The 25,345-nt window shown below is 42.1% G+C and carries 42 protein-coding genes; 40 read left to right on the plus strand and 2 right to left on the minus strand.

The window, feature by feature from the left end; all coding sequences use genetic code 11:
- Nucleotides 1–24: 24 nt before the first annotated feature.
- From rplD to AS888_RS05160, 38 genes are all read left to right on the plus strand, one after another.
- Nucleotides 25–648 (plus strand): 50S ribosomal protein L4, encoded by a 624-nt coding sequence (gene rplD, locus AS888_RS04980; protein ID WP_061141104.1) that lies wholly within the window; start codon nucleotides 25–27, stop codon nucleotides 646–648.
- Complete coding sequence (rplW, locus tag AS888_RS04985; protein ID WP_057915217.1) at nucleotides 648–932, plus strand: 50S ribosomal protein L23; 285 nt, start codon at nucleotides 648–650, stop codon at nucleotides 930–932. The genes rplD and rplW overlap by 1 nt, the downstream gene beginning before the upstream one ends.
- 26 nt (nucleotides 933–958) lie before the next feature.
- Nucleotides 959–1,789 (plus strand): 50S ribosomal protein L2, encoded by an 831-nt coding sequence (rplB, locus tag AS888_RS04990; protein ID WP_057915218.1) that lies wholly within the window; start codon nucleotides 959–961, stop codon nucleotides 1,787–1,789.
- Nucleotides 1,790–1,849: 60 nt separating this feature from the next.
- Nucleotides 1,850–2,128, plus strand: coding sequence for a 30S ribosomal protein S19 (rpsS, locus tag AS888_RS04995; protein ID WP_034305018.1), 279 nt, complete (start codon nucleotides 1,850–1,852; stop codon nucleotides 2,126–2,128).
- 17 nt (nucleotides 2,129–2,145) lie between these two features.
- The gene (gene rplV / locus AS888_RS05000) at nucleotides 2,146–2,487 is read left to right on the plus strand and encodes a 50S ribosomal protein L22 (protein WP_034305017.1); all 342 of its coding nucleotides are present in this window, start codon (nucleotides 2,146–2,148) and stop codon (nucleotides 2,485–2,487) included.
- A gap of 3 nt (nucleotides 2,488–2,490) precedes the next feature.
- On the plus strand, nucleotides 2,491–3,147 hold the full coding sequence (gene rpsC / locus AS888_RS05005) for a 30S ribosomal protein S3 (protein WP_034305014.1): 657 nt from the start codon (nucleotides 2,491–2,493) through the stop codon (nucleotides 3,145–3,147).
- A gap of 1 nt (nucleotide 3,148) precedes the next feature.
- Nucleotides 3,149–3,583, plus strand: a complete 435-nt coding sequence (gene rplP, locus AS888_RS05010) for a 50S ribosomal protein L16 (RefSeq protein ID WP_053349061.1) — start codon at nucleotides 3,149–3,151, stop codon at nucleotides 3,581–3,583.
- A complete protein-coding gene (gene rpmC / locus AS888_RS05015; protein ID WP_034305010.1) occupies nucleotides 3,573–3,776 on the plus strand; it encodes a 50S ribosomal protein L29 in 204 nt (67 codons plus the stop codon). Before rplP ends, rpmC begins: the two co-directional genes overlap by 11 nt.
- An 18-nt stretch (nucleotides 3,777–3,794) precedes the next feature.
- Nucleotides 3,795–4,058, plus strand: coding sequence for a 30S ribosomal protein S17 (rpsQ, locus tag AS888_RS05020; RefSeq protein WP_034305007.1), 264 nt, complete (start codon nucleotides 3,795–3,797; stop codon nucleotides 4,056–4,058).
- Nucleotides 4,059–4,099: 41 nt separating this feature from the next.
- Entirely contained in the window at nucleotides 4,100–4,468 is a 369-nt protein-coding gene (gene rplN, locus AS888_RS05025; RefSeq protein ID WP_034305005.1) for a 50S ribosomal protein L14, read from the plus strand.
- Between the two features lie 43 nt (nucleotides 4,469–4,511).
- Nucleotides 4,512–4,823, plus strand: coding sequence for a 50S ribosomal protein L24 (gene rplX / locus AS888_RS05030; protein WP_061141105.1), 312 nt, complete (start codon nucleotides 4,512–4,514; stop codon nucleotides 4,821–4,823).
- A 29-nt stretch (nucleotides 4,824–4,852) separates the two neighbouring features.
- On the plus strand, nucleotides 4,853–5,392 hold the full coding sequence (rplE, locus tag AS888_RS05035; RefSeq protein WP_053349058.1) for a 50S ribosomal protein L5: 540 nt from the start codon (nucleotides 4,853–4,855) through the stop codon (nucleotides 5,390–5,392).
- Between the two features lie 30 nt (nucleotides 5,393–5,422).
- The gene (locus tag AS888_RS05040; RefSeq protein WP_034304998.1) at nucleotides 5,423–5,608 is read left to right on the plus strand and encodes a type Z 30S ribosomal protein S14; all 186 of its coding nucleotides are present in this window, start codon (nucleotides 5,423–5,425) and stop codon (nucleotides 5,606–5,608) included.
- A gap of 30 nt (nucleotides 5,609–5,638) precedes the next feature.
- Entirely contained in the window at nucleotides 5,639–6,037 is a 399-nt protein-coding gene (gene rpsH / locus AS888_RS05045; RefSeq protein WP_061141106.1) for a 30S ribosomal protein S8, read from the plus strand.
- A gap of 30 nt (nucleotides 6,038–6,067) precedes the next feature.
- Nucleotides 6,068–6,604 carry a 50S ribosomal protein L6 gene (gene rplF / locus AS888_RS05050; RefSeq protein ID WP_061141107.1) on the plus strand — a complete coding sequence of 179 codons (537 nt, stop codon included), beginning with the start codon at nucleotides 6,068–6,070 and terminating at the stop codon, nucleotides 6,602–6,604.
- A gap of 32 nt (nucleotides 6,605–6,636) precedes the next feature.
- Nucleotides 6,637–6,999 carry a 50S ribosomal protein L18 gene (gene rplR / locus AS888_RS05055; protein WP_053349055.1) on the plus strand — a complete coding sequence of 121 codons (363 nt, stop codon included), beginning with the start codon at nucleotides 6,637–6,639 and terminating at the stop codon, nucleotides 6,997–6,999.
- Between the two features lie 22 nt (nucleotides 7,000–7,021).
- Complete coding sequence (gene rpsE, locus AS888_RS05060) at nucleotides 7,022–7,522, plus strand: 30S ribosomal protein S5 (protein WP_034304987.1); 501 nt, start codon at nucleotides 7,022–7,024, stop codon at nucleotides 7,520–7,522.
- 16 nt (nucleotides 7,523–7,538) lie between these two features.
- Nucleotides 7,539–7,721: a 50S ribosomal protein L30 gene (gene rpmD, locus AS888_RS05065; protein ID WP_057915223.1), complete on the plus strand. Its 183-nt coding sequence runs from the start codon at nucleotides 7,539–7,541 to the stop codon at nucleotides 7,719–7,721.
- Nucleotides 7,722–7,753: 32 nt separating this feature from the next.
- Nucleotides 7,754–8,194 carry a 50S ribosomal protein L15 gene (gene rplO / locus AS888_RS05070; protein WP_061141108.1) on the plus strand — a complete coding sequence of 147 codons (441 nt, stop codon included), beginning with the start codon at nucleotides 7,754–7,756 and terminating at the stop codon, nucleotides 8,192–8,194.
- A complete protein-coding gene (secY, locus tag AS888_RS05075) occupies nucleotides 8,194–9,489 on the plus strand; it encodes a preprotein translocase subunit SecY (RefSeq protein ID WP_061141109.1) in 1,296 nt (431 codons plus the stop codon). The genes rplO and secY overlap by 1 nt, the downstream gene beginning before the upstream one ends.
- Before the next feature lie 60 nt (nucleotides 9,490–9,549).
- Nucleotides 9,550–10,203 (plus strand): adenylate kinase, encoded by a 654-nt coding sequence (locus AS888_RS05080; RefSeq protein ID WP_061141110.1) that lies wholly within the window; start codon nucleotides 9,550–9,552, stop codon nucleotides 10,201–10,203.
- A 564-nt stretch (nucleotides 10,204–10,767) separates the two neighbouring features.
- The gene (gene infA / locus AS888_RS05085; protein WP_028390440.1) at nucleotides 10,768–10,986 is read left to right on the plus strand and encodes a translation initiation factor IF-1; all 219 of its coding nucleotides are present in this window, start codon (nucleotides 10,768–10,770) and stop codon (nucleotides 10,984–10,986) included.
- 41 nt (nucleotides 10,987–11,027) lie between these two features.
- Nucleotides 11,028–11,141 (plus strand): 50S ribosomal protein L36, encoded by a 114-nt coding sequence (gene rpmJ / locus AS888_RS05090; protein ID WP_003156543.1) that lies wholly within the window; start codon nucleotides 11,028–11,030, stop codon nucleotides 11,139–11,141.
- A gap of 22 nt (nucleotides 11,142–11,163) precedes the next feature.
- Entirely contained in the window at nucleotides 11,164–11,529 is a 366-nt protein-coding gene (gene rpsM / locus AS888_RS05095; protein WP_057915228.1) for a 30S ribosomal protein S13, read from the plus strand.
- Nucleotides 11,530–11,551: 22 nt separating this feature from the next.
- Nucleotides 11,552–11,941 carry a 30S ribosomal protein S11 gene (gene rpsK, locus AS888_RS05100; RefSeq protein ID WP_028390438.1) on the plus strand — a complete coding sequence of 130 codons (390 nt, stop codon included), beginning with the start codon at nucleotides 11,552–11,554 and terminating at the stop codon, nucleotides 11,939–11,941.
- Between the two features lie 177 nt (nucleotides 11,942–12,118).
- The gene (locus tag AS888_RS05105) at nucleotides 12,119–13,063 is read left to right on the plus strand and encodes a DNA-directed RNA polymerase subunit alpha (RefSeq protein ID WP_053349049.1); all 945 of its coding nucleotides are present in this window, start codon (nucleotides 12,119–12,121) and stop codon (nucleotides 13,061–13,063) included.
- Nucleotides 13,064–13,145: 82 nt separating this feature from the next.
- The gene (rplQ, locus tag AS888_RS05110; protein ID WP_057915229.1) at nucleotides 13,146–13,508 is read left to right on the plus strand and encodes a 50S ribosomal protein L17; all 363 of its coding nucleotides are present in this window, start codon (nucleotides 13,146–13,148) and stop codon (nucleotides 13,506–13,508) included.
- A 376-nt stretch (nucleotides 13,509–13,884) separates the two neighbouring features.
- A complete protein-coding gene (locus tag AS888_RS05115) occupies nucleotides 13,885–14,724 on the plus strand; it encodes an energy-coupling factor ABC transporter ATP-binding protein (RefSeq protein ID WP_061141111.1) in 840 nt (279 codons plus the stop codon).
- Nucleotides 14,700–15,566 (plus strand): energy-coupling factor ABC transporter ATP-binding protein, encoded by an 867-nt coding sequence (locus AS888_RS05120; protein ID WP_061141112.1) that lies wholly within the window; start codon nucleotides 14,700–14,702, stop codon nucleotides 15,564–15,566. The genes AS888_RS05115 and AS888_RS05120 overlap by 25 nt, the downstream gene beginning before the upstream one ends.
- Complete coding sequence (locus tag AS888_RS05125) at nucleotides 15,566–16,363, plus strand: energy-coupling factor transporter transmembrane component T family protein (RefSeq protein WP_061141113.1); 798 nt, start codon at nucleotides 15,566–15,568, stop codon at nucleotides 16,361–16,363. Before AS888_RS05120 ends, AS888_RS05125 begins: the two co-directional genes overlap by 1 nt.
- Before the next feature lie 14 nt (nucleotides 16,364–16,377).
- Nucleotides 16,378–17,118 (plus strand): tRNA pseudouridine(38-40) synthase TruA, encoded by a 741-nt coding sequence (gene truA, locus AS888_RS05130; protein WP_061141114.1) that lies wholly within the window; start codon nucleotides 16,378–16,380, stop codon nucleotides 17,116–17,118.
- Nucleotides 17,119–17,385: 267 nt separating this feature from the next.
- The gene (rplM, locus tag AS888_RS05135) at nucleotides 17,386–17,823 is read left to right on the plus strand and encodes a 50S ribosomal protein L13 (protein ID WP_034304960.1); all 438 of its coding nucleotides are present in this window, start codon (nucleotides 17,386–17,388) and stop codon (nucleotides 17,821–17,823) included.
- Nucleotides 17,824–17,843: 20 nt separating this feature from the next.
- Nucleotides 17,844–18,236 carry a 30S ribosomal protein S9 gene (rpsI, locus tag AS888_RS05140; RefSeq protein ID WP_057915234.1) on the plus strand — a complete coding sequence of 131 codons (393 nt, stop codon included), beginning with the start codon at nucleotides 17,844–17,846 and terminating at the stop codon, nucleotides 18,234–18,236.
- Nucleotides 18,237–18,622: 386 nt separating this feature from the next.
- Nucleotides 18,623–19,153, plus strand: coding sequence for an ECF transporter S component (locus tag AS888_RS05145; protein ID WP_061141115.1), 531 nt, complete (start codon nucleotides 18,623–18,625; stop codon nucleotides 19,151–19,153).
- A gap of 480 nt (nucleotides 19,154–19,633) precedes the next feature.
- Nucleotides 19,634–19,756, plus strand: a complete 123-nt coding sequence (locus tag AS888_RS26675) for a hypothetical protein (RefSeq protein WP_260320121.1) — start codon at nucleotides 19,634–19,636, stop codon at nucleotides 19,754–19,756.
- A 251-nt stretch (nucleotides 19,757–20,007) separates the two neighbouring features.
- Nucleotides 20,008–20,433, plus strand: a complete 426-nt coding sequence (locus tag AS888_RS05150; RefSeq protein ID WP_061141116.1) for a DUF2521 family protein — start codon at nucleotides 20,008–20,010, stop codon at nucleotides 20,431–20,433.
- A gap of 64 nt (nucleotides 20,434–20,497) precedes the next feature.
- Entirely contained in the window at nucleotides 20,498–21,214 is a 717-nt protein-coding gene (gene cwlD, locus AS888_RS05155; RefSeq protein WP_061141117.1) for an N-acetylmuramoyl-L-alanine amidase CwlD, read from the plus strand.
- 141 nt (nucleotides 21,215–21,355) lie between these two features.
- Nucleotides 21,356–22,414, plus strand: coding sequence for an Mrp/NBP35 family ATP-binding protein (locus tag AS888_RS05160; protein ID WP_061141118.1), 1,059 nt, complete (start codon nucleotides 21,356–21,358; stop codon nucleotides 22,412–22,414).
- 43 nt (nucleotides 22,415–22,457) lie between these two features.
- Here AS888_RS05160 and gerD read toward each other — a convergent pair whose 3' ends face one another.
- On the minus strand, nucleotides 22,458–23,048 hold the full coding sequence (gerD, locus tag AS888_RS05165) for a spore germination lipoprotein GerD (protein WP_061141119.1): 591 nt from the start codon (nucleotides 23,046–23,048) through the stop codon (nucleotides 22,458–22,460).
- 137 nt (nucleotides 23,049–23,185) lie between these two features.
- Here gerD and AS888_RS05170 point away from each other — a divergent pair, with 137 nt between their 5' ends.
- On the plus strand, nucleotides 23,186–23,869 hold the full coding sequence (locus AS888_RS05170; RefSeq protein WP_061141120.1) for a KinB-signaling pathway activation protein: 684 nt from the start codon (nucleotides 23,186–23,188) through the stop codon (nucleotides 23,867–23,869).
- Nucleotides 23,870–23,938: 69 nt separating this feature from the next.
- Here AS888_RS05170 and pdaB read toward each other — a convergent pair whose 3' ends face one another.
- Entirely contained in the window at nucleotides 23,939–24,691 is a 753-nt protein-coding gene (gene pdaB, locus AS888_RS05175; RefSeq protein ID WP_061141121.1) for a polysaccharide deacetylase family sporulation protein PdaB, read from the minus strand.
- Nucleotides 24,692–24,823: 132 nt separating this feature from the next.
- Here pdaB and AS888_RS05180 point away from each other — a divergent pair, with 132 nt between their 5' ends.
- Complete coding sequence (locus tag AS888_RS05180) at nucleotides 24,824–25,057, plus strand: hypothetical protein (protein WP_061141122.1); 234 nt, start codon at nucleotides 24,824–24,826, stop codon at nucleotides 25,055–25,057.
- The last annotated feature ends 288 nt before the right edge of the window (nucleotides 25,058–25,345 follow it).

Raw genomic sequence — 25,345 nt, forward strand, 5'->3', positions numbered from 1 at the left:
TTCTAAGAAAGGAGGAGCAATAGAATGCCAAAAGTTACATTGTTCAACCAAACAGGTTCACAAGTTGGCGACATCGAGCTGAATGAATCCATCTTTGGTATCGAACCTAATAATCATGTATTATTTGAAGCAATCATCATGCAACGAGCTTCCTTACGTCAAGGAACTCACAAAGTTAAAAACCGTTCTGAAGTTGCAGGCGGTGGACGCAAACCTTGGAAACAAAAAGGAACTGGACGTGCGCGTCAAGGTTCTATCCGTTCTCCACAATGGCGTGGCGGTGGCGTTGTTTTTGGACCAACTCCAAGATCTTACGCTTACAAATTGCCTAAAAAGGTTCGTCGTTTAGCTATTAAATCTGCATTGTCTGCAAAGGCATTGGAAGAAAACATTTTGGTACTTGAAAGCTTGTCTTTCGAAGCTCCAAAAACAAAAGAATTTGTAGCTGTACTTAAAAACCTTTCCGTTGATACTAAAACGTTGATCGTTACTGACGGTTTAGATGAGAAAGTTGCTCTTTCTGCACGTAACATCCCTGGTGTTACTGTAGTGGAAGCTGTTGGTCTTAATGTTCTTGATGTTGTATCACACAACAAATTGATCTTGACTAAATCAGCTGTCGAAAAAGTAGAGGAGGTGCTTGCATAATGGATGCACGCGATATCATTAAGCGCCCCGTAATCACTGAACGCTCTTCAGACGTAATGGCTGAAAAAAAATATACATTTGAAGTTGATGTTAGAGCTAACAAAACTCAAGTTAAAGATGCTGTTCAAGAAATCTTCGGCGTTAAAGTTGAGAAAGTTAACATCATGAACTACAAAGGTAAATTCAAACGCATGGGCAAACACGCAGGCTATACTAACAAGCGCCGTAAAGCTATTGTTAAATTAACTGCTGACAGCAAAGAAATCGAGCTATTCGAGGCTTAATTCATTAGAGAAGGAGGGAAATACAAATGGCGATTAAGAAGTATAAACCTACCTCTAACGGTCGACGTAATATGACAACTTCCGATTTTGCTGAGATCACTACAGACAAACCGGAAAAATCATTACTTGCTCCTTTACACAGCAAAGGCGGCCGTAATAACCAAGGTAAGTTAACAGTTCGTCATCAAGGTGGCGGCCACAAGCGTCAATACCGTATCATCGATTTCAAACGGAATAAAGATGGTATACCAGGACGCGTTGCTACTATTGAGTACGATCCAAATCGTTCTGCAAACATTGCATTAATTAATTACGTTGATGGAGAAAAACGTTATATCCTAGCTCCGAAAAACCTAGAAGTAGGTTTGGAAATCATGTCAGGTCCAGAAGCTGACATTAAAGTGGGTAACGCTCTTCCTCTTATTAACATCCCAGTTGGTACAGTAATCCATAACATCGAGCTTAAACCAGGTAAGGGTGGACAATTAGTCCGTTCAGCAGGTACATCTGCACAAGTGCTTGGTAAAGAAGGCCGTTATGTACTTGTACGTTTAAACTCAGGTGAGGTTCGTATGATTCTTGCTACTTGCCGTGCTTCAATCGGTCAAGTTGGTAACGAACAACATGAACTTATCAACATTGGTAAAGCTGGACGTAACCGTTGGTTAGGTAAACGACCAACAGTTCGTGGATCAGTAATGAACCCGAATGATCACCCGCACGGTGGTGGTGAAGGTAAAGCGCCAATCGGACGTAAATCACCAATGTCTCCATGGGGCAAACCGACTCTTGGATTCAAAACACGTAAAAAGAAAAACAAATCCGATAAATTTATCGTACGTCGTCGTAAAAAATAACGGGATTGAGCTACGGTTCATAAATCGAACCGTAGAACAGTCACGAAGGGAGGTACTCGCATGGGTCGTAGCTTAAAAAAAGGGCCTTTTGTTGATGATCATTTATTGGTAAAAGTTGAAAAGTTAAATGAAGCTGACAAGAAACAGGTAGTTAAAACTTGGTCTCGTCGCTCAACAATCTTCCCGCAATTCATCGGACATACAATCGCTGTTTATGACGGTCGTAAGCATGTGCCGGTTTATGTAACAGAAGATATGGTAGGACACAAACTAGGCGAATTCGCGCCTACACGCACTTATAAAGGTCACGCAAGTGATGACAAGAAAACAAGACGTTAATGAGAGGAGGGCATCTCATGCAAGCTAAAGCTGTCGCTAAAACAGTTCGTATTGCTCCTCGTAAAGTGCGTTTAGTCGCAGATTTAATTCGAGGAAAACAAGTAGGTGAAGCAGTTGCGATTCTTCGCTTAACACCAAAATCTGCTTCTCCAGTCGTAGAAAAAATTCTGAAATCTGCTATCGCAAATGCAGAACATAACTACGAAATGGATATTAATAACCTAGTCGTTTCAGAGGCATACGTTAACGAAGGACCAACATTAAAACGTTTCCGTCCTCGCGCTCAAGGTCGTGCGAGTGCAATCAACAAACGTACTAGTCATATTACAATCGTTGTATCAGAAAAGAAGGAGGGGTAATCTGTGGGTCAAAAGGTAAATCCAATCGGTATGCGTATCGGGATAATCCGTGACTGGGAATCCAAATGGTACGCTGATAAAGACTACGCAGTTCTTTTGCATGAAGACATCAAAGTTCGTGAATATATCGCGAAACGCTTAAACGATGCTTCAGTGTCCAAAGTTGAAATCGAACGTGCAGCAAACCGTATCAACGTATCTGTCCACACTGCTAAACCAGGAATGGTTATCGGTAAAGGCGGTACTGAGGTCGAAGCACTTCGTAAAGCTTTGAACCAGTTGACTGGCAAAAGAGTTCATATCAATATCATCGAAATTAAAAGAGCAGATCTTGACGCAAAATTGGTTGCTGAAAACATCGCTCGTCAATTAGAAAACCGTGTTTCATTCCGTCGTGCTCAGAAGCAAGCTATCCAACGCACAATGCGTTCTGGCGCTAAAGGAATCAAAACTCAAGTTTCTGGTCGTCTTGGCGGTGCTGATATTGCTCGTGCTGAACATTACAGCGAAGGAACAGTTCCACTTCACACACTTCGTGCTGACATAGACTATGCTCATGCTGAAGCAGATACTACTTACGGTAAGCTAGGCGTGAAAGTTTGGATCTACCGTGGAGAAGTTCTTCCTACTAAGAAGAAATCTGAGGAAGGAGGAAAATAATATGTTATTGCCAAAACGCGTAAAATACCGTCGTGAACACCGCGGTAAGATGAGAGGGATGGCTAAGGGCGGCACTGAAGTTCACTTCGGAGAATTTGGACTTCAAGCTCAAGAAGCTTCCTGGATCACTAACCGCCAAATCGAAGCAGCTCGTATTGCGATGACTCGTTATATGAAACGTGGAGGAAAAGTTTGGATCAAGATCTTCCCAAGCAAACCTTACACAGCTAAGCCGCTAGAAGTACGGATGGGTTCCGGTAAAGGTGCTCCTGAAGGTTGGGTAGCAGTTGTTAAACCGGGCAAAGTATTGTTTGAAATCTCTGGTGTATCTGAAGAGGTGGCAAGAGAAGCATTGCGCCTTGCAGCACACAAACTTCCAATCAAATGTAAGTTTGTAAAAAGAGAGGAAATTGGTGGTGAAACAAATGAAAGCTAATGAAATCAAAGATCTAACCACTGCTGAAATTGAACAAAAACTAAAATCTCTTAAAGAAGAACTATTTAATCTTCGTTTCCAGTTAGCTACTGGACAACTTGAAAATACAGCTCGCATCCGTGAAGTTCGCAAATCGATTGCTCGTATGAAAACAGTTGTTCGTCAAAGAGAGATCGGTGTCACTAATCGATAATGAATGGAGGTTTGCAGAATGAGCGAACGCAACCAACGCAAAATCTACACTGGCCGCGTAGTATCCGATAAAATGGATAAAACAGTTACAGTTGTTGTAGAAACCTATAAAAAGCATTCTTTATACGGTAAACGCGTGAAATACTCTAAAAAGTTAAAAGCTCATGACGAGCTAAACGAAGCTAAAGCAGGCGACGTAGTACGTATCATGGAAACTCGTCCACTTTCAGCTACGAAACGCTTCCGTCTTGTAGAAGTAGTAGAAAAAGCAGTAATCATTTAATATAGTTCGGATTAAGCTAATTCCGAAGGGAGGTACCGTACATGATTCAACAAGAATCTCGTTTAAAAGTCGCTGACAATTCAGGTGCTCGTGAAGTGCTAACAATTAAAGTCCTAGGTGGTTCTGGCCGTAAAACTGCAAACATCGGTGATATCATCGTTTGTACAGTTAAACAGGCAACACCAGGAGGCGTTGTTAAAAAAGGTGAAGTCGTTAAGGCTGTTGTTGTCCGTACAAAACGTGGTATGCGTCGTCCTGACGGTTCTTACATTCGTTTTGATGAAAACGCATGTGTAATTATCCGTGACGATAAGAGCCCACGTGGAACTCGTATTTTTGGACCTGTTGCTCGTGAATTACGTGACAATAGCTTCATGAAGATCGTTTCTCTTGCTCCAGAAGTTCTATAATATGTAAAATTTGTATAAAGCCTTTCAAGGAGGTGCCAAGCTAATGCATGTTAAAAAAGGTGACAAAGTCGTAGTCATCTCTGGTAAGGACAAAGGCAAACAAGGAACAATTCTTGCAGCATATCCGAAACAAAATCGTGTGCTTGTTGAAGGAATTAACATCGTGAAAAAGCATTCCAAGCCATCTCAACTTAATCCACAAGGTGGAATTATCAGCAGAGAAGCTGCTATTCACGTATCCAATGTTATGCCACTTGATCCAAAATCAGGTAAACCGACTCGTGTTGGATATAAGATCGAAAATGGTAAAAAAGTACGCGTAGCTAAAATATCAGGTGAATCTTTAGATAAATAAGTCATAAATGAAGGGAGGTACACTAAGCAATGAGCCGCCTTAAAGAAAAATTCAAAAGTGAAATTACACCATCGTTGATGGGTAAATTCAACTATCAATCAGTAATGCAAGTACCAAACATTGAGAAAATCGTTATTAACATGGGTGTGGGTGACGCAGTATCTAACTCTAAAGCTTTAGATACAGCTGTTGAAGAGCTTACATTGATCACTGGTCAAAAACCTGTTGTAACAAAAGCAAAAAAATCAATCGCAGGCTTCCGTTTGCGTGAAGGTATGCCTATCGGAGCGAAAGTTACATTACGTGGAGAGCGTATGTATCAATTCCTTGATAAGCTAGTATCTGTATCTTTACCACGTGTACGTGATTTCCGCGGCGTTTCAAAGAAATCCTTTGACGGACGTGGGAACTATACATTAGGTGTTAAAGAACAACTTATCTTCCCTGAGATTGATTACGATAAAGTGAGCAAAGTTCGTGGTATGGATATCGTTATCGTAACGACTGCCAACACTGACGAAGAAGCTCGTGAACTACTTACTCAAGTTGGAATGCCGTTCCAAAAGTAAAGTAATCTCTAAATAAAGGGAGGCGAAATCGTGGCTAAAAAGTCTATGATCGTAAAGCAAAAACGCGAACAGAAGTTTAAAGTACAAGAATATACACGTTGCGAACGTTGCGGACGTCCACATTCAGTATTACGTAAATTTAAACTTTGTCGTATTTGTTTCCGCGAACTTGCATATAAAGGACAAATTCCTGGCGTTAAAAAAGCTAGCTGGTAAAACCCGAGTTTGGGAAGGAGGTAAAATAAAATGGTCATGACAGATCCTATTGCAGATATGCTTACTCGCATCCGTAATGCGAATATGGTTCGTCACGAAAAACTAGAAGTTCCTGCTTCAAAGATCAAACAAGAAATTGCTGAGATCTTAAAGCGTGAAGGCTTCGTACGTGACTTTGAATTAATCGAAGACAACAAACAAGGTATCATCCGTATCTTCTTAAAATACGGTGCAAACAACGAACGTGTTATCACTGGTCTGAAACGTATCAGCAAACCTGGTTTGCGTGTATATGCAAAAACTGGAGAGGTTCCACGCGTTCTAAATGGTTTAGGTATCGCAATTGTTTCTACTTCTCACGGAGTTTTAACAGACAAGGAAGCTCGCTCTAAACAAGTTGGCGGAGAAGTTTTAGCATACGTTTGGTAATACATTTTCACAAGAATGGAGGTGCACAATATGTCTCGTATAGGTAAAAAACCTATTGAAATCCCTGCAGGCGTAACAGTTACTATTAACGGAAGTGATGTAACTGTTAAAGGACCTAAAGGTGAATTAACTAGATCATTCAGTCCTGACCTTACAATCGCTGTTGAGGAGAACGTGTTGACTGTAACACGTCCGTCTGACGAGAAGGCTCACCGTTCTTTACACGGTACTACTCGCGCATTAATCTCCAACATGGTTGAAGGTGTATCTACAGGTTTCGTAAAATCACTTGAACTTATCGGGGTCGGGTACCGTGCACAAAAGCAAGGTAACAAGCTTATCCTTAACGTAGGATACTCACACCCTGTAGAAATAGAGCCAGAAGCTGGCGTTGAAGTCGAAGTTCCTTCTAATACGAAAGTAATCATCAAAGGTGCAAGCAAAGAACGTGTAGGAGCTCTTGCAGCTAATATCCGTGATGTTCGCCCACCTGAGCCGTATAAAGGTAAAGGAATCCGTTACGAAGGCGAATTCGTTCGTCGTAAAGAAGGTAAAACTGGTAAGTAATGCCGCATAAGTAAACGAAAGGAGTGACGTAAATGATTACGAAGCTTGATAAAAATGCTACTCGTCAGAAAAGACATGCGCGTGTACGTGCTAAGCTTTCTGGAACAGAAGCTCGTCCTCGTTTAAATGTGTTTCGTTCAAACAAACACATTTACGCACAATTAATTGACGATGCAAAAGGCGTAACATTAGCAAGTGCTTCAACTCTTGATAAAGAGATCGGTATCGAAGCTAGTAGCAATGCTGAAGCAGCTCAAAAAGTTGGCGAACTTATTGCGAAACGTGCTGTTGAAAAAGGTTTCAAAGCTGTGGTATTTGACCGCGGTGGTTACCTCTTCCATGGTCGTGTTAAAGCATTGGCTGACGCTGCTCGTGAAAACGGCTTAGAATTTTAATGGATAAGGAGGGACATAACAGATGCGTAGCATTGATCCTAATAAATTAGAACTTGAAGAACGCGTAGTTACAGTAAATCGTGTAGCTAAAGTTGTTAAAGGCGGACGTCGTTTCCGTTTCACTGCACTAGTTGTTGTTGGTGATAAAAATGGTCATGTTGGATTTGGTACTGGTAAAGCTCAAGAAGTTCCGGATGCAATCCGTAAAGCTATTGAGGATGCTAAGAAAAATCTAATTACTGTACCAATGGTTGGAACTACAATTCCTCACCTTGTGAACGGTCGCTATGGCGCAGGTCACATTCTATTGAAACCAGCTTCTGAAGGTACAGGAGTAATTGCTGGTGGTCCTGTTCGTGCGGTACTTGAATTAGGCGGAGTTAGCGATATCTTGTCTAAATCATTAGGTACTAATACACCTATTAATATGGTTCGCGCAACAATCGAAGGATTGAAGCAATTGAAACGTGCTGAAGACGTAGCTAAGTTACGTGGTAAATCAGTACAAGAACTGTTAGGATAAGGAGGGAAATCGAATTATGGCTAATAAATTAGAAATTACCCTCACTCGCAGCTTGATTGGTCGTCCTGAAGATCAACGTGTTACAGTTAACACTTTGGGTTTACGCAAAATGCATCAAACGGTTATTCATGAAGATAACCCTGCGATTCGCGGTATGATTACCAAAGTTGCTCATCTTGTTACTGTAAAAGAACAATAAAATAATTTTTATCTTAACAAGGAGGTGCCAACATGAAACTTCATGAGTTAAAAGCTGCAGAAGGTTCTCGTAAAGAACGTAAACGTAAAGGTCGCGGTATTGGATCTGGTAACGGTAAAACAGCAGGTAAAGGACACAAAGGACAAAACGCTCGCTCAGGCGGCGGTGTACGCCTTGGATTTGAAGGGGGTCAAACTCCTCTATTCAGACGTTTGCCTAAACGTGGATTTACCAACGTTAACCGTAAAGACTATGCTATCGTGAATCTTGATACGTTAAATCTTTTCGAAGACGGTACTGAAGTAACACCAGCTCTTTTACTTGAGTCTGGAGTTGTAAGTAAAGAAAAAGCAGGAATCAAAATTCTTGCCAAAGGAAACATTGAGAAAAAGCTTACTGTTAAAGCTCACAAATTCTCTTCTACTGCAAAAGAAGCTATCGAAGCTGCTGGCGGTAAAACAGAGGTGATCTAATGTTTCGCACGATCTCCAATTTTATGCGCGTGGGTGAAATAAGGAACAAGATTATTTTTACCCTTCTCATGTTAATCGTCTATCGCATCGGTACATTTATACCTGTACCGCATGTGAATGCCGATTTTCTTGCTCAACAGGACCAGCTGAGCGTCATCGGTCTTCTAAATACCTTTGGCGGCGGGGCGCTGCAAAACTTTTCAATCTTAGCGATGGGGATCATGCCTTATATCACGGCATCCATCATCGTTCAGCTATTACAGATGGACGTCGTTCCTAAGTTCGCTGAATGGTCTAAGCAAGGGGAAGCAGGGCGCCGTAAATTAGCTCAATTCACTCGTTATTTCACTATTATCCTAGGATTCATCCAAGCTTTGGGTATGTCTTACGGGTTCAATAATATGTCAAATGGCCAGTTGATTGAAAATCCTGGGATAGCAACATACTTGCTTATTGCAACTGTCTTGACGGCAGGAACAGCTTTTCTTTTGTGGTTAGGGGAGCTGATCACTGCTAAGGGTGTGGGTAATGGGATTTCCATCATAATCTTTGCTGGTATCGTTGCTAGCTTGCCAAATACGGCAAACCAGATTTACGCACAGCAATTCGAAAATGCCGGAGATCAATTATTCTTACGAATCATATCGATTGTCCTCATTGTATTAGCAGTATTAGCAATCGTGGTTGCTGTCATCTTCATTCAGCAGGCATTACGTAAAATACCTATTCAGTATGCAAAACGTGCTGCGGCAGGTCGTACACAAATGGGTGGCCAGTCTACTCATTTACCATTGAAAGTAAATGCTGCGGGGGTTATTCCGGTAATCTTTGCAATGGCATTTCTGATCACTCCAACTACAATCGCTTCTTTCTTTGGAAAGAACAGCGTGACTAGCTGGATTACAGAAAATCTGACATATACCCATCCTGTTGGAATGGTTATATATGTCGCTCTTATCATTGCTTTTGCGTATTTTTATGCATTCATTCAGGTCAATCCTGAACAAATGGCTGAGAATTTGAAAAAGCAAGGCGGCTATGTGCCGGGGATTCGCCCAGGTAAGAGTACTCAAGAATATTTAACACGTGTTTTATACCGTTTAACGTTTGTAGGCTCTATATTCTTAGCCATCATAGCCGTTCTGCCGGTATTCTTCATCAAGCTCGCTGACCTGCCTCAATCTGCACAGATTGGCGGCACAAGTTTGCTGATCGTCGTCGGGGTTGCCCTTGATACGATGAAGCAGCTTGAATCACAGCTTGTGAAGAGACACTATAAAGGCTTTATAAAGTAATGAGTTTTGGGAACGACTTGTTCCCTTTACCCATTATAGAGTTTGAGGGGGAAGAAAATTTTGAATCTAGTTTTAATGGGTCTGCCGGGTGCTGGTAAGGGCACTCAAGCTGAACAAATCGTAGAAAAATATAATATCCCTCATATCTCTACTGGAGATATGTTCCGAACAGCTATAAAAGATGGAACAGAATTAGGTCTGAAGGCGAAATCATTCATGGACAAAGGCGAATTGGTACCTGATGAAGTTACCATTGGCATTGTACGTGAGCGTTTAAGCAAGGAGGACTGCCTTAAGGGATTTTTGCTTGACGGATTTCCACGTACCGTGGCGCAAGCAGAGGCACTTGAGGGCATCCTTACTGATTTAGATCGCAAAATAAATTTTGTCATTAATATCGATGTGGATAAAAGCATCTTGATGGAAAGATTGACAGGCCGTCGTATTTGCAAGTCTTGTGGTGCGACATATCACCTTGTATTCAATCCTCCAGCAAAAGATGATGTATGCGACCGCTGCGGCGGAGAATTATATCAACGTGCCGACGATAATGAGGCAACGGTTCAAAATCGCTTAGATGTGAATTTGAAACAAACCAAGCCACTTCTTGATTTCTACGGAGAAAAAGGGTACTTGGTCAACATTAACGGACAGCAAGATATTAATAAGGTATTTGAAAACATTGATGTGTTACTTGGTGCTTTGCAAAATTAATCGTCTGGATTGATTTATGAAATTCATACCAATTTTACAACTTACTATCTAAACTTGGTGCATTCCTTTATTACAAAGGGTATAATGGATTTCGCGAGAGCATTCGCACATTTATTAATCAGGTTCTTGTACTTGGTATTCCCTGAATTGGGCGATTACTTTCTAAGTGATCTTCATGGACATATCCGGTCGGCAAAATTGATGAAGAAATGCAGTGACTCTATTGGGATTCCTAAAGAGTCGTGATATAGAGAGTTGAAAGAAGCTATGTCAGGCGTGCGCCTTTCAAACATCTCCCATGCTATTCAAACCTATGTCGAGACTAATTGCTTCTCTATTTCGAGAGTATGTCGGTCACGGAATCGGTCAAGACTTACATGAGGACGCATAAAACCCTCATTTCGGTCCAACTGATAAGGTCCTCAGTTAAAGCCTGGTTCTACAAAATGGTGAATACTTGATGCAGAATTTTAAGACTTATGAGGATAATTGGACTGTAGTAATGTTGACGGAAAGATGTGTACCTTTTATAGGTTCACGCATAGAGAAGGGAGAATCACTTTAATGGCGAAAGATGATGTAATTGAAGTAGAAGGCACAGTACAAGAGACTTTGCCAAATGCAATGTTTAAGGTAGAATTAGAAAATGGTCATACTGTTTTAGCTCATGTATCCGGTAAAATTCGTATGCACTTTATTCGCATTTTGCCTGGAGATAAAGTTACGGTTGAGCTTTCCCCGTATGATCTAACTCGCGGCAGAATCACATACCGGTTCAAATGATCCCGGTTACGCTCCGATCTGTATAAGGAGGTTAGATAGCAATGAAAGTCAGACCATCAGTCAAACCAATCTGCGAAAAGTGTAAAGTTATCCGCAGAAAAGGTAAAGTTATGGTTATTTGCGAAAACCCTAAACATAAACAAAAACAAGGCTAAATAGAAGGAGGTGCACTCAAGCATGGCACGTATTGCTGGAGTAGATATTCCCCGTGACAAACGTATTGTTATCTCATTAACATATATATATGGTATTGGAAAACAAACAGCGATGAAAGTTCTTGCAGAAGCAGGCGTTTCTGAAGAAACTCGCGTTCGTGACTTAACGGAAGACGAATTGAACAAAATTCGTGATATCATTGACAAGCTTAAAGTAGAAGGCGACCTTCGTCGTGAAATCTCCCTAAACATCAAACGTTTAATGGAAATCGGTTCTTACCGTGGTTTACGTCACCGTCGTGGTCTTCCTGTTCGCGGTCAAAACACAAAAAACAATGCTCGTACGCGTAAAGGACCTCGTCGTACAGTAGCTAACAAGAAAAAATAATTAGTAAAGGAGGTTACTTTTCATGGCACGTAAAACTAATACACGTAAACGTCGTGTGAAAAAGAATATAGAAACTGGTATTGCACATATTCGTTCAACTTTCAATAACACTATCGTTACGATCACTGACTCTCATGGTAATGCTATTTCATGGTCAAGTGCTGGAGCTCTAGGATTCCGTGGATCTCGTAAATCCACTCCATTCGCTGCACAGATGGCTGCTGAAACGGCTGCTAAAACATCAATTGAACATGGTATGAAAACTCTTGAAGTTACAGTTAAAGGACCTGGTGCTGGACGTGAGGCTGCTATTCGTGCGCTTCAAGCTGCTGGCCTAGAAGTAACTGCAATTAAAGATGTAACTCCAGTTCCACATAACGGATGCCGTCCACCAAAACGTCGCCGTGTTTAATTTTTCTGTATAGATTTTGTATTCCTGTCAATAATGGGATATAATACTGAGTTTGCGTTCTTACAGAGGATTAATTTTCAGTTGTTGCGCACAGCGGGAACGTATACATGGGGAATTTCGGCTTAAGTGACTTAGTTTACTTGCCGGGGTTTTGACGTTTTGAAGGAGGGTTTATTGATGATCGAAATAGAAAAACCAAAAATCGAAACGGTTGAAATCAACGACGATACCAAATTCGGTAAATTCGTCGTAGAGCCACTAGAGCGTGGGTATGGTACTACATTGGGTAACTCCTTACGTCGTATTCTTTTATCCTCACTCCCAGGTGCTGCTGTCACAGCTATACAAATTGATGGAGTGCTACATGAGTTCTCAACAATTGAAGGCGTCGTGGAAGATGTAACATCTATCATTCTTAATGTGAAGAAACTAGCTCTTAAGATTTACTCTGATGAAGAGAAGACGCTGGAAATTGACGTTCAAGGTGACGGGGTCATCACGGCTGCTGATATCACTCATGATAGTGATGTAGAAATTCTTAATCCGGATTTATATATTGCTACAATTGGTAAAAACGGTCATATGCGTATGCGTTTATCTGCACGTCGCGGCCGCGGCTACACTCCTGCTGTTCAAAACAAGAGAGAAGATCAGCCAATTGGTGTCATTCCAATCGATGCTCTTTACACTCCGGTTTCACGCGTATCTTTCCAAGTTGAAAATACACGTGTAGGACAGTTGTCTAACTTTGACAAGTTAACGTTCGATGTTTGGACTGATGGCAGTACTGGTCCGCAAGAAGCGGTAGCACTTGGAGCTAAGATTTTAACAGAGCATTTGAATATTTTTGTCGGTTTGACCGATGAAGCTCAAAATGCTGAAATCATGGTTGAAAAAGAAGAAGATCAAAAAGAAAAAGTTCTTGAGATGACGATCGAAGAATTAGACCTTTCTGTTCGTTCTTACAACTGCTTGAAGCGTGCTGGAATCAATACCGTTCAAGAGCTAGCTCATAAAACGGAAGAAGATATGATGAAAGTACGTAATCTAGGACGCAAATCACTTGAAGAAGTGAAAGCGAAGCTAGAGGAATTAGGCTTAGGTCTTCGTAAAGACGACTGATAACATGGCGGAATCATCCATTATGTTGTGAGCCTTGTTTTAGACACACAATATAGAACTTCAACAAAGGAGGGAATCTCTAATGGGTTACAGAAAGTTAGGACGCACTAGCGCACAACGTAAAGCATTACTTCGTGATTTAGCTACGGATCTTATTATCCATGAGCGCATTGAAACTACTGAAGCACGTGCAAAGGAATTACGTTCTGTAGTAGATAAAATGATCACTCTTGGTAAACGTGGTGACTTGCATGCACGCCGTCAAGCTGCAGCATTCATCCGTAACGAAATCGCTGACGCTGAGAAAGGCACAGATGCCCTTCAAAAATTATTCAGTGACGTTGCTCCACGTTATGAAGAACGTCAAGGTGGATACACTCGTATCATGAAAGTTGGTCCACGCCGCGGTGACGGTGCACCAGTCGTGGTTATTGAATTAGTTTAATAACAACGATGAAAAAGGGCGGGACAAATGAATATACTCACTTGTTCTATGCCCTTTTTCTTTATTTATAATAGAAATTCTGTTTTTTAGAAATTCGCATTGAGTGTTACGATGGCTGGCGGAACCTTTTATGAAGGGAGCCTTCACGTCTAGCTCAAGCATCCCTTCCCGCTTATGATAAGCGATTATAAGATACCCTGTTTTTCGTAACAGGCCCGCACTAAGCTGCTCTTAATTTACCGAAAATTCTTTCGGTGGAAGGGGTGCAGCGTTTTTTTATATTTTCAGAAGTATTGACTGTGTTTGTCAACGCTTGTTATCGTTGATTTTGCAGAGTTTAGTTTAGATGAGTGCAGTCGAGTATGAGGAGGGCCACATGAGGAAGAAGCTGGTTTCTTTAAGGAATATCATTTTTAAATATGAGGGTCAGTCTCGAAATGCCTTGGATGATGTTTCATTTGATATTCATCAGGGGGAGTGGCTTGCGATTGTCGGACATAATGGTTCCGGCAAGTCGACATTAGCGAAACTATTGAATGGTCTTCAGTTCGCTAACTCTGGTACGATTACAATCAATGATCAACTATTGACTGAAGAATCGGTATGGGATGTACGCCGGAAGATCGGCATGGTTTTTCAAAATCCAGATAATCAATTTGTAGGCACGACAGTTCAGGATGATGTGGCTTTTGGTTTAGAAAACGCTGGTGTTTCTCAGCAGGTTATGATGGAGCGTGTTCATGGTGCGTTAAATAAGGTTAAAATGAATGCCTTTCTTAATCAAGAGCCGCACCATCTATCCGGCGGTCAAAAGCAAAGGGTGGCCATAGCAGGTGTAATAGCCCTGCAGCCAGATATCATCATCTTAGATGAAGCAACCTCCATGCTTGACCCAAGAGGCCGTGAAGAAGTGCTTGAAACAGTCAGGGAATTAAAGCAGGAAAATGAAATTACCGTCATATCAATCACCCATGATCTTGAGGAAGCTGCCAAAGCTGATCGAATGATCGTCATGAACCAAGGCCGGTTATATCGTGAAGGAACACCTCAGGATATTTTTGAATTAGAGGAAGAATTGATTGCCCTTGGTCTCGATATTCCCTTTTCAGTGAAGCTGACGAAAGAGTTACAAAAGAATGGTGTCCGTGTGGTTGATGGGCATTTGACAGAGGAAGAGTTGGTGAAGGATTTATGCGAATTACACTCGATGATGTAGAATATCGCTATCAGGTGAATACTCCTTTTGAACATCTGGCCCTACATGATGTCAATATTTCTATGGAGCAGGGTACCTATACCGCAATCATCGGGCATACAGGTTCCGGTAAATCGACGCTCCTTCAGCATTTGAACGCCCTTTTAAAACCGACGAAGGGGCGGGTTATAATCGGGGACCGTACGATCGAGGCCGGAAAGAAAGAAAAGGCATTGCGTCCGATCAGACAAAAGGTTGGAATCGTTTTTCAGTTCCCGGAACATCAGCTTTTCGATGAAACGGTGGAAAAGGATATATGCTTCGGGCCAATGAATTTTGGCGTGTCCGAAAACGACGCGAAACAACTGGCAAGGAAGGCCATTGGGCAGGTTGGTTTGAGTGAGGAAATCCTTGATAAGTCACCCTTTGACTTATCTGGTGGCCAGATGCGCCGTGTGGCCATAGCGGGTGTACTTGCAATGGAGCCAGAGGTATTGGTGCTGGATGAACCAACGGCGGGATTAGACCCGCGAGGACGCAAAGAAATCATGGACATGTTTTATGAGCTTCATAAGCGTGAGGGCATCTCGACCATTCTCGTCACACATAGCATGGAGGATGCCGCCAAGTATGCCGATGACATCATCATCATGCACCAAGGCACAGTATTCAAAAAGGGCACTCCACAGGAGATCTTCTCCGATCCGGAGCAACTGCTCGACCTTGGCCTTGATGTGCCGGATACCGTCCGTTTTCAGCTGAAGCTTCAGAAAGAACTCGGAGTCCGGTTTGATCATCCTTGTCTTAATATTGGCGATTTGGCGATTGAAATAGATAAAGCGATGAAACGGGGGAACCGCTGATGCTTGATAAAATGATCATCGGGCGTTATGTCCCTGCCAATTCCCTGTTGCACAAGATGGATCCCCGGGCTAAATTGCTCCTCGTCTTCCTGTTTGTCTGTGTCGTGTTTTTGGCTAATAATTTCTTTTCCTATGGCCTGCTTGCAGTATTCACCATCCTGTTGATCAGCATTTCGAAGATCCCGCTCCGCTATCTGTATAATGGGTTGAAGCCCATCTTCTTCTTGATCGTATTCACATTCCTGCTTCATATCCTGTTTACGAAAGAAGGAGAATTGCTGTTTGAATACGGATGGTTTGAAATCTATGAAGGCGGTCTGATTCAAGGTTTGTTCATATCGATAAGATTTACTTTACTGATCCTTGTTACGTCATTATTAACGCTGACGACAACACCGATATCAATCACCGATGGGATGGAGGAGCTGTTGGGGCCTTTGAAAAAGTGGAAAATGCCGGTTCATGAGCTGGCATTGATGATGTCCATTGCCCTTCGCTTCATCCCAACGCTGATGGAGGAGACGGAAAAAATCATGAAGGCCCAAACGGCAAGGGGCGTCGATTTTTCTTCAGGTCCAATCAAGGAAAGGGTTAAATCGATCGTACCGCTGCTTGTTCCTTTATTTGTGAGTTCGTTCAAGAGGGCTGAGGAATTGGCAACCGCCATGGAATCCAGGGGATACCGCGGCGGGGAAGGGCGCACGAAATACCGCCAATTGAGTTGGAAGACAAGTGATAGCCTTTTGATGGTCTCGCTAGGACTTCTTACGGTTATGTTGGTTTTATTACGTTCATAATAAGGAAGAGAACAATGCCAAAATATAAATGCGTGCTTGCGTATGACGGCACGGAATTCGCCGGCTATCAGGTACAGCCTGAGAAGCGCACGATTCAAAGTGAATTCGAGGCCGTCTTAGCGCAAATGCACAAAGGTACAATGATAAAAGTGACTGCTTCGGGCAGGACAGATTCAGGGGTCCATGCAAAGGGGCAGGTCATTCATTTTGATTCACCCCTTACGTTCCCTACTGAAAATTGGGTAAAAGCGTTCAGCGCCCTGCTCCCGAACGACATTGTCGTGCTCAAAGTCGATATCGTTCCCGACGATTTTCATGCGAGGTTCCATACGACGGGGAAAGAATACCGTTACATCATAGACCGCTCCAAACTGCGGGATCCGTTTAAGCGGAACTACGCCTATCATTTTCCTTATTCCTTGGATGAGCTGAAGATGAAGGAAGCAGCTTCCCATCTAATCGGGACACATGACTTCACGAGTTTTTGTTCGGCAAAGACGGAAGTGGTCGATAAAGTCCGGACCATAGATGAAATCGATTTTGAAGAGAACGGGTGCTACTTGGTTTTTCGCTTCGTCGGGGAAGGCTTTTTGTATAATATGGTGCGTATTTTGGTTGGGACGCTCCTGGATGTCGGCAGCGGCAAGATTGACCCTCAGGATATAATCGGGATATTGAACCAAAAAGACCGCAGCTTTGCAGGGAAAACGGCTCCAGCCCAAGGGTTGTATTTATGGAAAGTTTTTTACAAATAAAATATTTTTGATGTAATTCCAGTTTGTTTACAACTGGCAAATCCGAGAAACTCAGTAATGGCAGCGGCTTTGCGCCTTATTGTCCTTTTCATCGAGTTGCAGCGAATGTTTTATAGACAACTTATCCTAGTGTAACATCCCCTTGACAATGAATCTGGGAGAAGTTAATATAATATGGTATGTATTTTAATCCCACGATAAGCCCCGGAAGTTTATTGTGATTGAAAATAAATATAAAAAATTAAAAAGTTTTTTAGGAGGTTAACCATGCGTACGACATTTATGGCGAAAGCTAATGAAGTAGAACGTAAATGGTATGTGATTGACGCTGAAGGCAAAACTTTGGGTCGCCTTTCTACTGAAGTAGCATCCATCTTACGTGGTAAACATAAACCAACTTTTACACCGAACATTGACACTGGTGATCATGTAATTTTAATCAATGTTGAAAAAATCCACCTGACTGGTAAAAAATTGACTGACAAAATTTATTACCGTCACACTATGCATCCAGGCGGTCTTAAAACTAGAACTGCTCTTGAAATGCGTACAAACTACCCTGAGAGAATGCTTGAACTTGCTATCAAAGGTATGCTTCCAAAGAATTCTCTTGGACGTCAAATCTACAAAAAATTACACGTATACGCTGGAGCTGAGCACCCACACGCTGCTCAACAACCAGAAGTATACGAATTACGCGGATAATTACTAAGGAGGTTACTATCTTGGCACAAGTTCAATATTATGGTACTGGTCGCCGTAAGAGCTCAGTAGCTCGTGTACGTTTAGTACCAGGCGAAGGTCGCATCGTTATTAACGGTCGTGACATTAATGAATATATTCCTTTCGCAGCATTGCGTGAAGTTGTTAACCAACCACTAGTTGCAACTGAAACTACTGGAAATTACGACATTCTAGTAAATGTTAGCGGTGGAGGATACACTGGTCAAGCTGGAGCAATCCGTCACGGTATCGCTCGTGCATTGCTTCAAGTTGATCCAGAATACCGTCCGTCTCTTAAAACTGCTGGTTTACTAACTCGTGACCCACGTATGAAAGAGCGTAAAAAATACGGTCTTAAAGGCGCACGTCGTGCACCTCAGTTCTCAAAACGTTAATTCCATTACCGTTTCAAAAGACTCTCAGCCATTTTGGTTGGGGGTCTTTTTTTGCCCGGAAATGTGCGGTGCAGAAATATTAAAAAGTAGATAATCTTGCTGAAATGGAGTTAATTATCGCGAAAACAAAAGCGAAATCGACAATTGCTTCCTGCTCTGCGTAAATCCAAAATAATATACATCCCAAAACCAAATCTTAAAAAATGTGCCACTTATGATATTTAAATTTGCTGCTGCTGTCGCGGTTCAGATGGTGGCGATCTTCATAATCCATATGTTTACACCTGAGTTTATTTGTGTAAAACTGAATTATTTGTAAAATCCATATTTATTAACTTTCTGTTTAGGAGTATGATAATACTTAAAAAACAGAAAGAGGACTTCACATGAATTCAGCATACTCATCGGTAGAAACGACTAAAACAAGGACCTTGGTCATCAACGCACTTTTCATCGCATTGACGCTTGTAGCTACAATGTTCATCAATATTAAGCTCCCGATAATGGGTAACGGCGGCCTTATCCACCTTGGTAACGTTCCGCTGTTTATAGCGGCACTCGTTTACGGCAAAAAAACCGGGGCGATAGCAGGAGCCTTCGGGATGGCCCTCTTCGATCTTTTCTCCGGCTGGGCAGCGTGGGCGCCATTCACATTCATCATTGTCGGTACTATGGGGTTTCTAGCCGGCTTCATAGCCGAAAAAGTACCGGGCAAAAGAGTGGTCGTATACACTTTGGCCGTTGCCGTTGCACTCATCATTAAAATCGTCGGCTACTACTTCGTCGAAGTCATCCTCTATGGCAACTGGATTCAGCCTTTTGGCTCCATCCCAGGTAACGTGATGCAGGTCGTCCTGGCCGGTATCATCGTCGTGCCGCTTGCAGGCCGCATAAAGCAGAGAGCGAGACAGATATAAGAGGGGGAAACAAACACCTTTTTAAAATGAATGGAACAAAGGACAAGCTCGGGAAGCTCCCTGAGCTTGTCCTCTGATATAACAGATCATGATAAGAAGCGCAGTCATCTTGACTGCGCTTTTTTCTGTAGGTAAATCTAATTATATTGCCCGCAGTTTATGAGCTTCCCCTTATCCAGAGCTGGTCCGTCCTTCAAGCTTTGCGACTGAGCGTGAGTTCCTTACTCGTGAGTATAGCTGCTTTGCTCGCAAGCTTCAGCACATTACTCGCATATTTAGCGCTCGACTCGTTTTTTACGCTGTTTTCTAAACAACCCGGGAATAAATCGGCCAACTCATGCATCTGGGGTCTTCTGAACTTATATATAAGCGGAAGTCTCGATCTTTTCGTAAGAATTAAAATACAGCTCCAATTGCCCACAGTTTGAGATTGTTTGACTTTGATCGTTTTTCAAGGGGCGGTCCGGGAGAGAAGCTTAAATGGGATTGGGGGGGCATTCCGTTTCCATCACTTTATTAGATAGGGATGGATGCCGGTGCAAGCTGATTGGTTTGCTTCTCGAGGTGGTCCTTGGCGCCCTGGGCAGCTTCCTGTCCGAATGAAGCTTCCTTACAAAAGAGACTGAACAGTTTATCTTTAGTCCCGCATAAAGGCGGTAGGGAGCAACTTATGGACAAGATGCAATTAAGTCATTTGCCAATAAGTATTCATGAATGTCGATTCTCTGCGTTAGTAAATTATCCTCATTAATTTTTGCCAATGGAATCAATGAATGGTTCGATTAAGAACGCAAAAACTAAATTATGTCTTGGGAAATAATTTGGGATAAGGGGATAAGCCCCGGAGGTGAAATATGGCTGTAATATTGGGTTTACAGGAGATGCAGAGGGAAAGGCAATTGAAGTTCGAGCGCAGGTTACTAAGGGAGCTTTCAATCGAAGACATGAAGGGGCGGATCCAGCGCTACTTCGGCCAGGATTTTATGGAAGTTTTGGAGGAAGGCTACTTTGATGTTGCCATCGAAGCCTTTTTATTAGGGGCGAATTACAGCAAGTTTGGGTATTACGGTGAGTCGGAGGATGATGTAAGGGCAAGATGCTTTAAGGAAGAAAAGTTCTTGATCGATACCCTGTTCAACTTTATTTTGTATTGGCGGGAGGTTACAGCGAATAACGCCTTCGATGAGGGACTATTTTATTGCTGTGAGGGGTTTGTCGGCGAGTGGTGGCTGGATGGCTTCAAGACTGGTGAAAAACGTTATAAAATGAAATTGCACTAATTGTTCTAATTCCATGGTTTGTCCCATACCTTTTAATTATAGGGATCATGGAAGGGGAACGGTCATGCGTAGAAAGCTGAAATATACGGGTATCGCCATGGGTTTGTTTGTCCTTTTTTTAATTGTAACGTTTAAATTTGTTGAAGATGATTCATGGGACTCCTGGAACCTTCCCCTGGCAGGTAAGGTAATCGTCCTTGATGCCGGTCATGGAGGAATGGATGGCGGAGCGAATGTACAAGAGGTAATGGAAAAGGAAATTGCCCTTTCCGTTTCATTGAAAGTCCGCGACTATTTGCAGGAGCAGGGAGCCCTTGTCATCATGACCCGTGAGAAGGACGAGGATCTGGCTCAAAGAAATACGAAGGGAATCCGGCAGCGAAAACAGGAGGACCTGCGGAACAGAGTTGAAATGATCAATGATTCGGAAGCGGACTTATTTTTAAGCATCCATTTGAATTCTTTTCCATCAGCGTCATCGAAGGGTGCCCAAACCTTTTATACGAAGCGATATGAGGAAAATGAACAAGTGGCTAAATTCATTCAGACTGAAATCATAAGAAATCTTGAAAATACAAAGCGAGATGCAAAAACGATCAACCATGTTTATTTAATGAATTATGCGAAGAAGCCGGGAGCACTCGTGGAAATAGGCTTTCTTTCCAATGATGAGGAAAGGGGACGCCTTATTAGTGATAAGTATCAAGAAAAGATTGCCAGCTCGATTTATATGGGGATTTTACGTTATTTTACAGAGGAGAAGCTAGCGGATGAAGAATGAGGTCGGGGTCTTGTGGGGTGCAAGGCCTTTTTACTATGGGCCAATGCGCCGTTCATCGAAATAGGGCAGATGATAAGCTTTCTTTCCGGAATATGATATACTGAAATGGGAAAATAAAACGAATACAAAGGGGTGCTCGACTTGTTCACAGAAGAGAAAGTATTGAATTTACTAAAGGATCTTAAAGACCCTTTTCTACATAAAAGCCTTGAAGAAACAAATGGGATTATCGAAATCAAGATAAAACCAGAAAAGAATCATGTAAGCGTTAAACTTGCGATTGCGAAAACCGGGACTGCGGAACAAATGCAAATGCAAACGGAAGTGGTGGACTTGCTGAAAACGAATGGAGCGGAATCGGTAGGAATTCGCTTCACGGAGCTTTCAGAAGATGAGCTAGCTAAACACCGTGAAAATATACCGCAGGATGAAGGGGACCAAGGCTTACTTGGACCAAACAGCAAGACGCAATTCATTGCAATTGCCAGTGGTAAAGGCGGAGTCGGAAAATCGACGATTTCAGTGAATTTCGCTACTTCACTTGCTCGTTTAGGGAAAAAGGTCGGTCTCGTTGATGCTGATATCTATGGATTTAGCGTACCTGATATGATGGGAATTACAAAACGACCTGTCGTTCGCGGGGAGAGAATCATCCCGGTTGAACGGTTTGGCGTTCAAGTAATCTCGATGGGCTTTTTTGTCGAAGATAATGCACCAATCATCTGGAGAGGCCCAATGCTTGGCAAAATGCTGAACAGTTTCTTCAATGAAGTGGAGTGGGGAGAGTTGGACTATTTAGTGCTCGACTTGCCGCCAGGTACGGGTGATGTTGCTTTGGACGTCCATACGATGCTGCCTTCCTGTAAGGAAATCATCGTGACGACACCGCATCCAACTGCAGCCTTCGTTGCTGCAAGAGCCGGTGCGATGGCCATCAAGACAGAGCATGAAGTCATTGGAGTCATTGAGAATATGTCATTCTTTGAAAGTAAAACGACTGGCGAAAAAGAATATGTATTCGGTAAAGGAGGCGGCGCGAAGCTTGCTGAAGAACTCCGAACAGAGGTTTTGGGACAACTTCCCCTGCAGCAGCCGGATTGGAATGAAGAGGACTTCGCCCCATCCATTTACGCAGCAGACCATAGGCTAGGCAGGATTTATGAGGATATCGCCAAGAAGGTCATTGAAAAGCTTCAATAAAAAAATAAAGGCTGATTCCAAAATTGGAATCAGCCTTATTATGTCATTCCTTATCCTTCTTATCTTTTTCTTCGCCTTTAGTTTCCTTTTCCGCAGCTTTTGTAGCTGCTTTATCCAATCTTTCCTGCAGCTTCGCTTGAACGAGTGGACTATCCATGGTTTCGATAATCAATTCTTTGTATACGGAACGCATTTCCTTCGTTTTCAATAGTTTATTCATTTCTTTTTCCAAATCGGGTTCCTTTAATATTTCCATGAGCATTCCACGGTACTGCGGATCTTTCGTTAAGTCCTTCAATATCTTCTTATGTTCATCTTCTAGAGCTTTAGCATAAGCGGCCACAAATTCTGGATCGTTAAAAGTCTTTTTCCAAAACTCCTTACCTTTATCTGAAGTGATCATATCTTCAATGGATTTCTTAATGACATCGGAATCCATAATAAGTTCAGCTTTTGTTTGATCATCGGAAATAATATCCTGGATGGCTTTTTTTCCATCATCAGTCTTCAGGATATCCACGACCATTTTCTTTGTCTCTTCATACTCCATCTTATCTTGACCTGCCCCATTTTGAGCACAACCGGAACAAATGAGTAAGAATGACGTAAATAGCAAAGCAACTCCCACTTTCACACGCAGGTCCCCTTTCATCCTTCTTACTGTTAATATGGTTCCAAATGGCGATATTATTCCCTGGTAGAATAAGTGGATTTTTCCAAATTTGGTTGGTACAATTAAAGAAATGAAATAGAAATATATGGGGGAAAACAATGAACAGCCGTAATTTAGTTAAATTGTTTTTTACGACATTGCTTATCGGTGGCATAACTGGGGGAGTTGTAGGGTTCTTGGCTCGATGGGGTGAGTTCAAGCCTTATTTTTCTTCTTTTGAAGTCAGTAGCATCCTTTCAACCTTTATTTGGTTGTTCGGTGTTGGATTAATTTTCAGTGTCATAAGCCAAGCGGGCTTTTTTGCCTATTTAACGATACATCGATTCGGTCTGGGGATTTTTAAAAGCGCTTACCTCTGGAATGCCGTACAAATTGTACTCATCCTTTTTGTTGTATTCGATTTAGTTTATCTGCGGTATCTTAACTTCGGAGCAGGGGAAGGGATCAGCTCCTACATCGTGCTGGCCTTGGTTGTGTTGGCTGCAGCGGTGGTTACGGCTTTTTTCAAAATGAAGCAAGCGAACGGACAATCGTTCATCCCCGCTTTGTTTTTCATGGTCGTATTCACGGTTTTGGAGTGGTTGCCTGTTCTAAATTCAAATGATGAAGGCTGGCTTTACTTCATGCTGTTTCCCTTGTTGGTCTGCAATGCTTATCAATTATTGGTTTTAAGCAAATTGATCGAGCGTTCCCAACAGGAATTGGCAGGTAAAAGAGCACGGAAGCAAGCTGAAGCTAAGGGGAATAATGTGAAGGCTGGCGAATTGGGGAAAGGCAGCTAACCTTACTGTTCCAGATAAGAACGGCGAACCTATAGGTACGCCGTTCTCTGCATTTTGTCGAGTGTCTGTTTAGCGGATCTCCTCACTGCTTGCCGATGAGTTGGATATCATCTCTGATACGTTCACGAAGGTCAAATTTTTTGCGCGAAGTTCATCCAGCAGTTCCGGCAGTGCCTTATTCGTTTGCTTTGCCGAGTCGGAAGCGTGCAATAAGATGATATCGCCCTTTTGGGCCTTGTTGATATTCTGGACAATTCGTTCCACGCCTGGATTGGTCCAATCCTTTGAATCAATGCTCCAATGAACTACGGTATAACCAAAATTTTCACTGATCTTTAAAAGCCGTTTATCAAAATGACCGGTTGGTGCCCGGAGAAGCTCTATATTTTTCACATTCAGCTTTTTAAATGCTTCCTGGGCTTTAGAGATATCCCGAATGATGTCTTGATCCTCCATTTCGGAATAATCCTTATAGTCGTACCCGAGCATACCGATTTCATATCCATCTTTTACGATTTGGGCAACGATATCAGGATGACGCTCTGCCCAAGAACCTGAAAGAAAAAAAGTGGCAGACTTAATTTTCTCCTTCTTTAAAGTTTCGATTATCGGTTCCGCCTTTTCATCCCCCCAGCCAATATTGAATGTGATCGCAACATTCTTCTCTCCTTTATAAACCGCTTTTGGTCCGTCCTCTGTAGAAAAAACAGGAGCGTGGAGAATGTTTTGTACAAATAGGAACCAAGCGGTAAACAGTGCCGTGAGTAAAATTAACGAATAAAATTTGATGTTCTTTGCTTGAAGCACCATGAAAAATTTCATTAATTCCATCCCCTTGTCCAAGACTCTTGTCTTCAAATTTATGCGGGCGGATTTTTGTTATGCAAAAAAAATCACGGCAGGCTTGATAAAAATCGTATATTTAGGGAAAGATGTCTGTTGGAGGTGTAGGCCATGCTCGGTTTATTGATTAGTGACAAAGAAAAACTGGAATTGGAATATCTGTTAAAAAGGGAAATGGATGAAATCCTCACCGATTTTCAGGATGAAAGGATGGATCACATAATCAAAAGGGCCATGAACGAGAAATTCAATCTCCTTTTCAGTTTGTTAAAAAGGGTGAGCACTGAAGAGGAATGCCTTGTCTATATGAAGGTGAAAACGAAATTATCGAAGCTTAATCCATGATGAGGGGTAAAAGTTAATTTTATTCGTAAAACCTATTGACTATTGATTTGGACGCTGTTATATTATAAAAGTTGCTGCAACATAAAGGCTTTCTAAAAAGAGATGAAAAAAACTTTTTAAAAAAAGTTGTTGACGACATGAGAATGAAATGTTAAGATATTAAAGTCGCTAAGAGAGATTAAGCGAAAAAAAATTGCTCTTTGAAAACTGAACAAAACAAAGCGCCAACGTTAAATTTTAAGTGAGCACACACTATCAAAAAAGCAAATGAGCAAGTCAAACATTTCT

The sequence above is a fragment of the Peribacillus simplex genome (assembly GCF_001542915.1).
In the GTDB taxonomy this organism is placed as follows: domain Bacteria; phylum Bacillota; class Bacilli; order Bacillales; family DSM-1321; genus Peribacillus; species Peribacillus simplex_B.

Excerpts from the sequence above, each read along its gene's own strand:
- rplD (WP_061141104.1), top strand. The coding sequence starts at position 25 with ATGCCAAAAGTTACATTGTTCAACCAAACAGGTTCACAAGTTGGCGAC.
- rplW (WP_057915217.1), top strand. The coding sequence starts at position 648 with ATGGATGCACGCGATATCATTAAGCGCCCCGTAATCACTGAACGCTCT.
- rplB (WP_057915218.1), top strand. The coding sequence starts at position 959 with ATGGCGATTAAGAAGTATAAACCTACCTCTAACGGTCGACGTAATATG.
- rpsS (WP_034305018.1), top strand. The coding sequence starts at position 1,850 with ATGGGTCGTAGCTTAAAAAAAGGGCCTTTTGTTGATGATCATTTATTG.
- rplV (WP_034305017.1), top strand. The coding sequence starts at position 2,146 with ATGCAAGCTAAAGCTGTCGCTAAAACAGTTCGTATTGCTCCTCGTAAA.
- rplP (WP_053349061.1), top strand. The coding sequence starts at position 3,149 with ATGTTATTGCCAAAACGCGTAAAATACCGTCGTGAACACCGCGGTAAG.
- rpmC (WP_034305010.1), top strand. The coding sequence starts at position 3,573 with ATGAAAGCTAATGAAATCAAAGATCTAACCACTGCTGAAATTGAACAA.
- rpsQ (WP_034305007.1), top strand. The coding sequence starts at position 3,795 with ATGAGCGAACGCAACCAACGCAAAATCTACACTGGCCGCGTAGTATCC.
- rplN (WP_034305005.1), top strand. The coding sequence starts at position 4,100 with ATGATTCAACAAGAATCTCGTTTAAAAGTCGCTGACAATTCAGGTGCT.
- rplX (WP_061141105.1), top strand. The coding sequence starts at position 4,512 with ATGCATGTTAAAAAAGGTGACAAAGTCGTAGTCATCTCTGGTAAGGAC.
- rplE (WP_053349058.1), top strand. The coding sequence starts at position 4,853 with ATGAGCCGCCTTAAAGAAAAATTCAAAAGTGAAATTACACCATCGTTG.
- rpsH (WP_061141106.1), top strand. The coding sequence starts at position 5,639 with ATGGTCATGACAGATCCTATTGCAGATATGCTTACTCGCATCCGTAAT.
- rplF (WP_061141107.1), top strand. The coding sequence starts at position 6,068 with ATGTCTCGTATAGGTAAAAAACCTATTGAAATCCCTGCAGGCGTAACA.
- rplR (WP_053349055.1), top strand. The coding sequence starts at position 6,637 with ATGATTACGAAGCTTGATAAAAATGCTACTCGTCAGAAAAGACATGCG.
- rpsE (WP_034304987.1), top strand. The coding sequence starts at position 7,022 with ATGCGTAGCATTGATCCTAATAAATTAGAACTTGAAGAACGCGTAGTT.
- rpmD (WP_057915223.1), top strand. The coding sequence starts at position 7,539 with ATGGCTAATAAATTAGAAATTACCCTCACTCGCAGCTTGATTGGTCGT.
- rplO (WP_061141108.1), top strand. The coding sequence starts at position 7,754 with ATGAAACTTCATGAGTTAAAAGCTGCAGAAGGTTCTCGTAAAGAACGT.
- secY (WP_061141109.1), top strand. The coding sequence starts at position 8,194 with ATGTTTCGCACGATCTCCAATTTTATGCGCGTGGGTGAAATAAGGAAC.
- infA (WP_028390440.1), top strand. The coding sequence starts at position 10,768 with ATGGCGAAAGATGATGTAATTGAAGTAGAAGGCACAGTACAAGAGACT.
- rpmJ (WP_003156543.1), top strand. The coding sequence starts at position 11,028 with ATGAAAGTCAGACCATCAGTCAAACCAATCTGCGAAAAGTGTAAAGTT.
- rpsM (WP_057915228.1), top strand. The coding sequence starts at position 11,164 with ATGGCACGTATTGCTGGAGTAGATATTCCCCGTGACAAACGTATTGTT.
- rpsK (WP_028390438.1), top strand. The coding sequence starts at position 11,552 with ATGGCACGTAAAACTAATACACGTAAACGTCGTGTGAAAAAGAATATA.
- AS888_RS05105 (WP_053349049.1), top strand. The coding sequence starts at position 12,119 with ATGATCGAAATAGAAAAACCAAAAATCGAAACGGTTGAAATCAACGAC.
- rplQ (WP_057915229.1), top strand. The coding sequence starts at position 13,146 with ATGGGTTACAGAAAGTTAGGACGCACTAGCGCACAACGTAAAGCATTA.
- AS888_RS05115 (WP_061141111.1), top strand. The coding sequence starts at position 13,885 with ATGAGGAAGAAGCTGGTTTCTTTAAGGAATATCATTTTTAAATATGAG.
- AS888_RS05120 (WP_061141112.1), top strand. The coding sequence starts at position 14,700 with ATGCGAATTACACTCGATGATGTAGAATATCGCTATCAGGTGAATACT.
- AS888_RS05125 (WP_061141113.1), top strand. The coding sequence starts at position 15,566 with ATGCTTGATAAAATGATCATCGGGCGTTATGTCCCTGCCAATTCCCTG.
- truA (WP_061141114.1), top strand. The coding sequence starts at position 16,378 with ATGCCAAAATATAAATGCGTGCTTGCGTATGACGGCACGGAATTCGCC.
- rplM (WP_034304960.1), top strand. The coding sequence starts at position 17,386 with ATGCGTACGACATTTATGGCGAAAGCTAATGAAGTAGAACGTAAATGG.
- AS888_RS05145 (WP_061141115.1), top strand. The coding sequence starts at position 18,623 with ATGAATTCAGCATACTCATCGGTAGAAACGACTAAAACAAGGACCTTG.
- AS888_RS26675 (WP_260320121.1), top strand. The coding sequence starts at position 19,634 with ATGGGATTGGGGGGGCATTCCGTTTCCATCACTTTATTAGATAGGGAT.
- AS888_RS05150 (WP_061141116.1), top strand. The coding sequence starts at position 20,008 with ATGGCTGTAATATTGGGTTTACAGGAGATGCAGAGGGAAAGGCAATTG.
- cwlD (WP_061141117.1), top strand. The coding sequence starts at position 20,498 with ATGCGTAGAAAGCTGAAATATACGGGTATCGCCATGGGTTTGTTTGTC.
- AS888_RS05170 (WP_061141120.1), top strand. The coding sequence starts at position 23,186 with ATGAACAGCCGTAATTTAGTTAAATTGTTTTTTACGACATTGCTTATC.
- pdaB (WP_061141121.1), bottom strand. The coding sequence starts at position 24,691 with ATGAAATTTTTCATGGTGCTTCAAGCAAAGAACATCAAATTTTATTCG.
- AS888_RS05180 (WP_061141122.1), top strand. The coding sequence starts at position 24,824 with ATGCTCGGTTTATTGATTAGTGACAAAGAAAAACTGGAATTGGAATAT.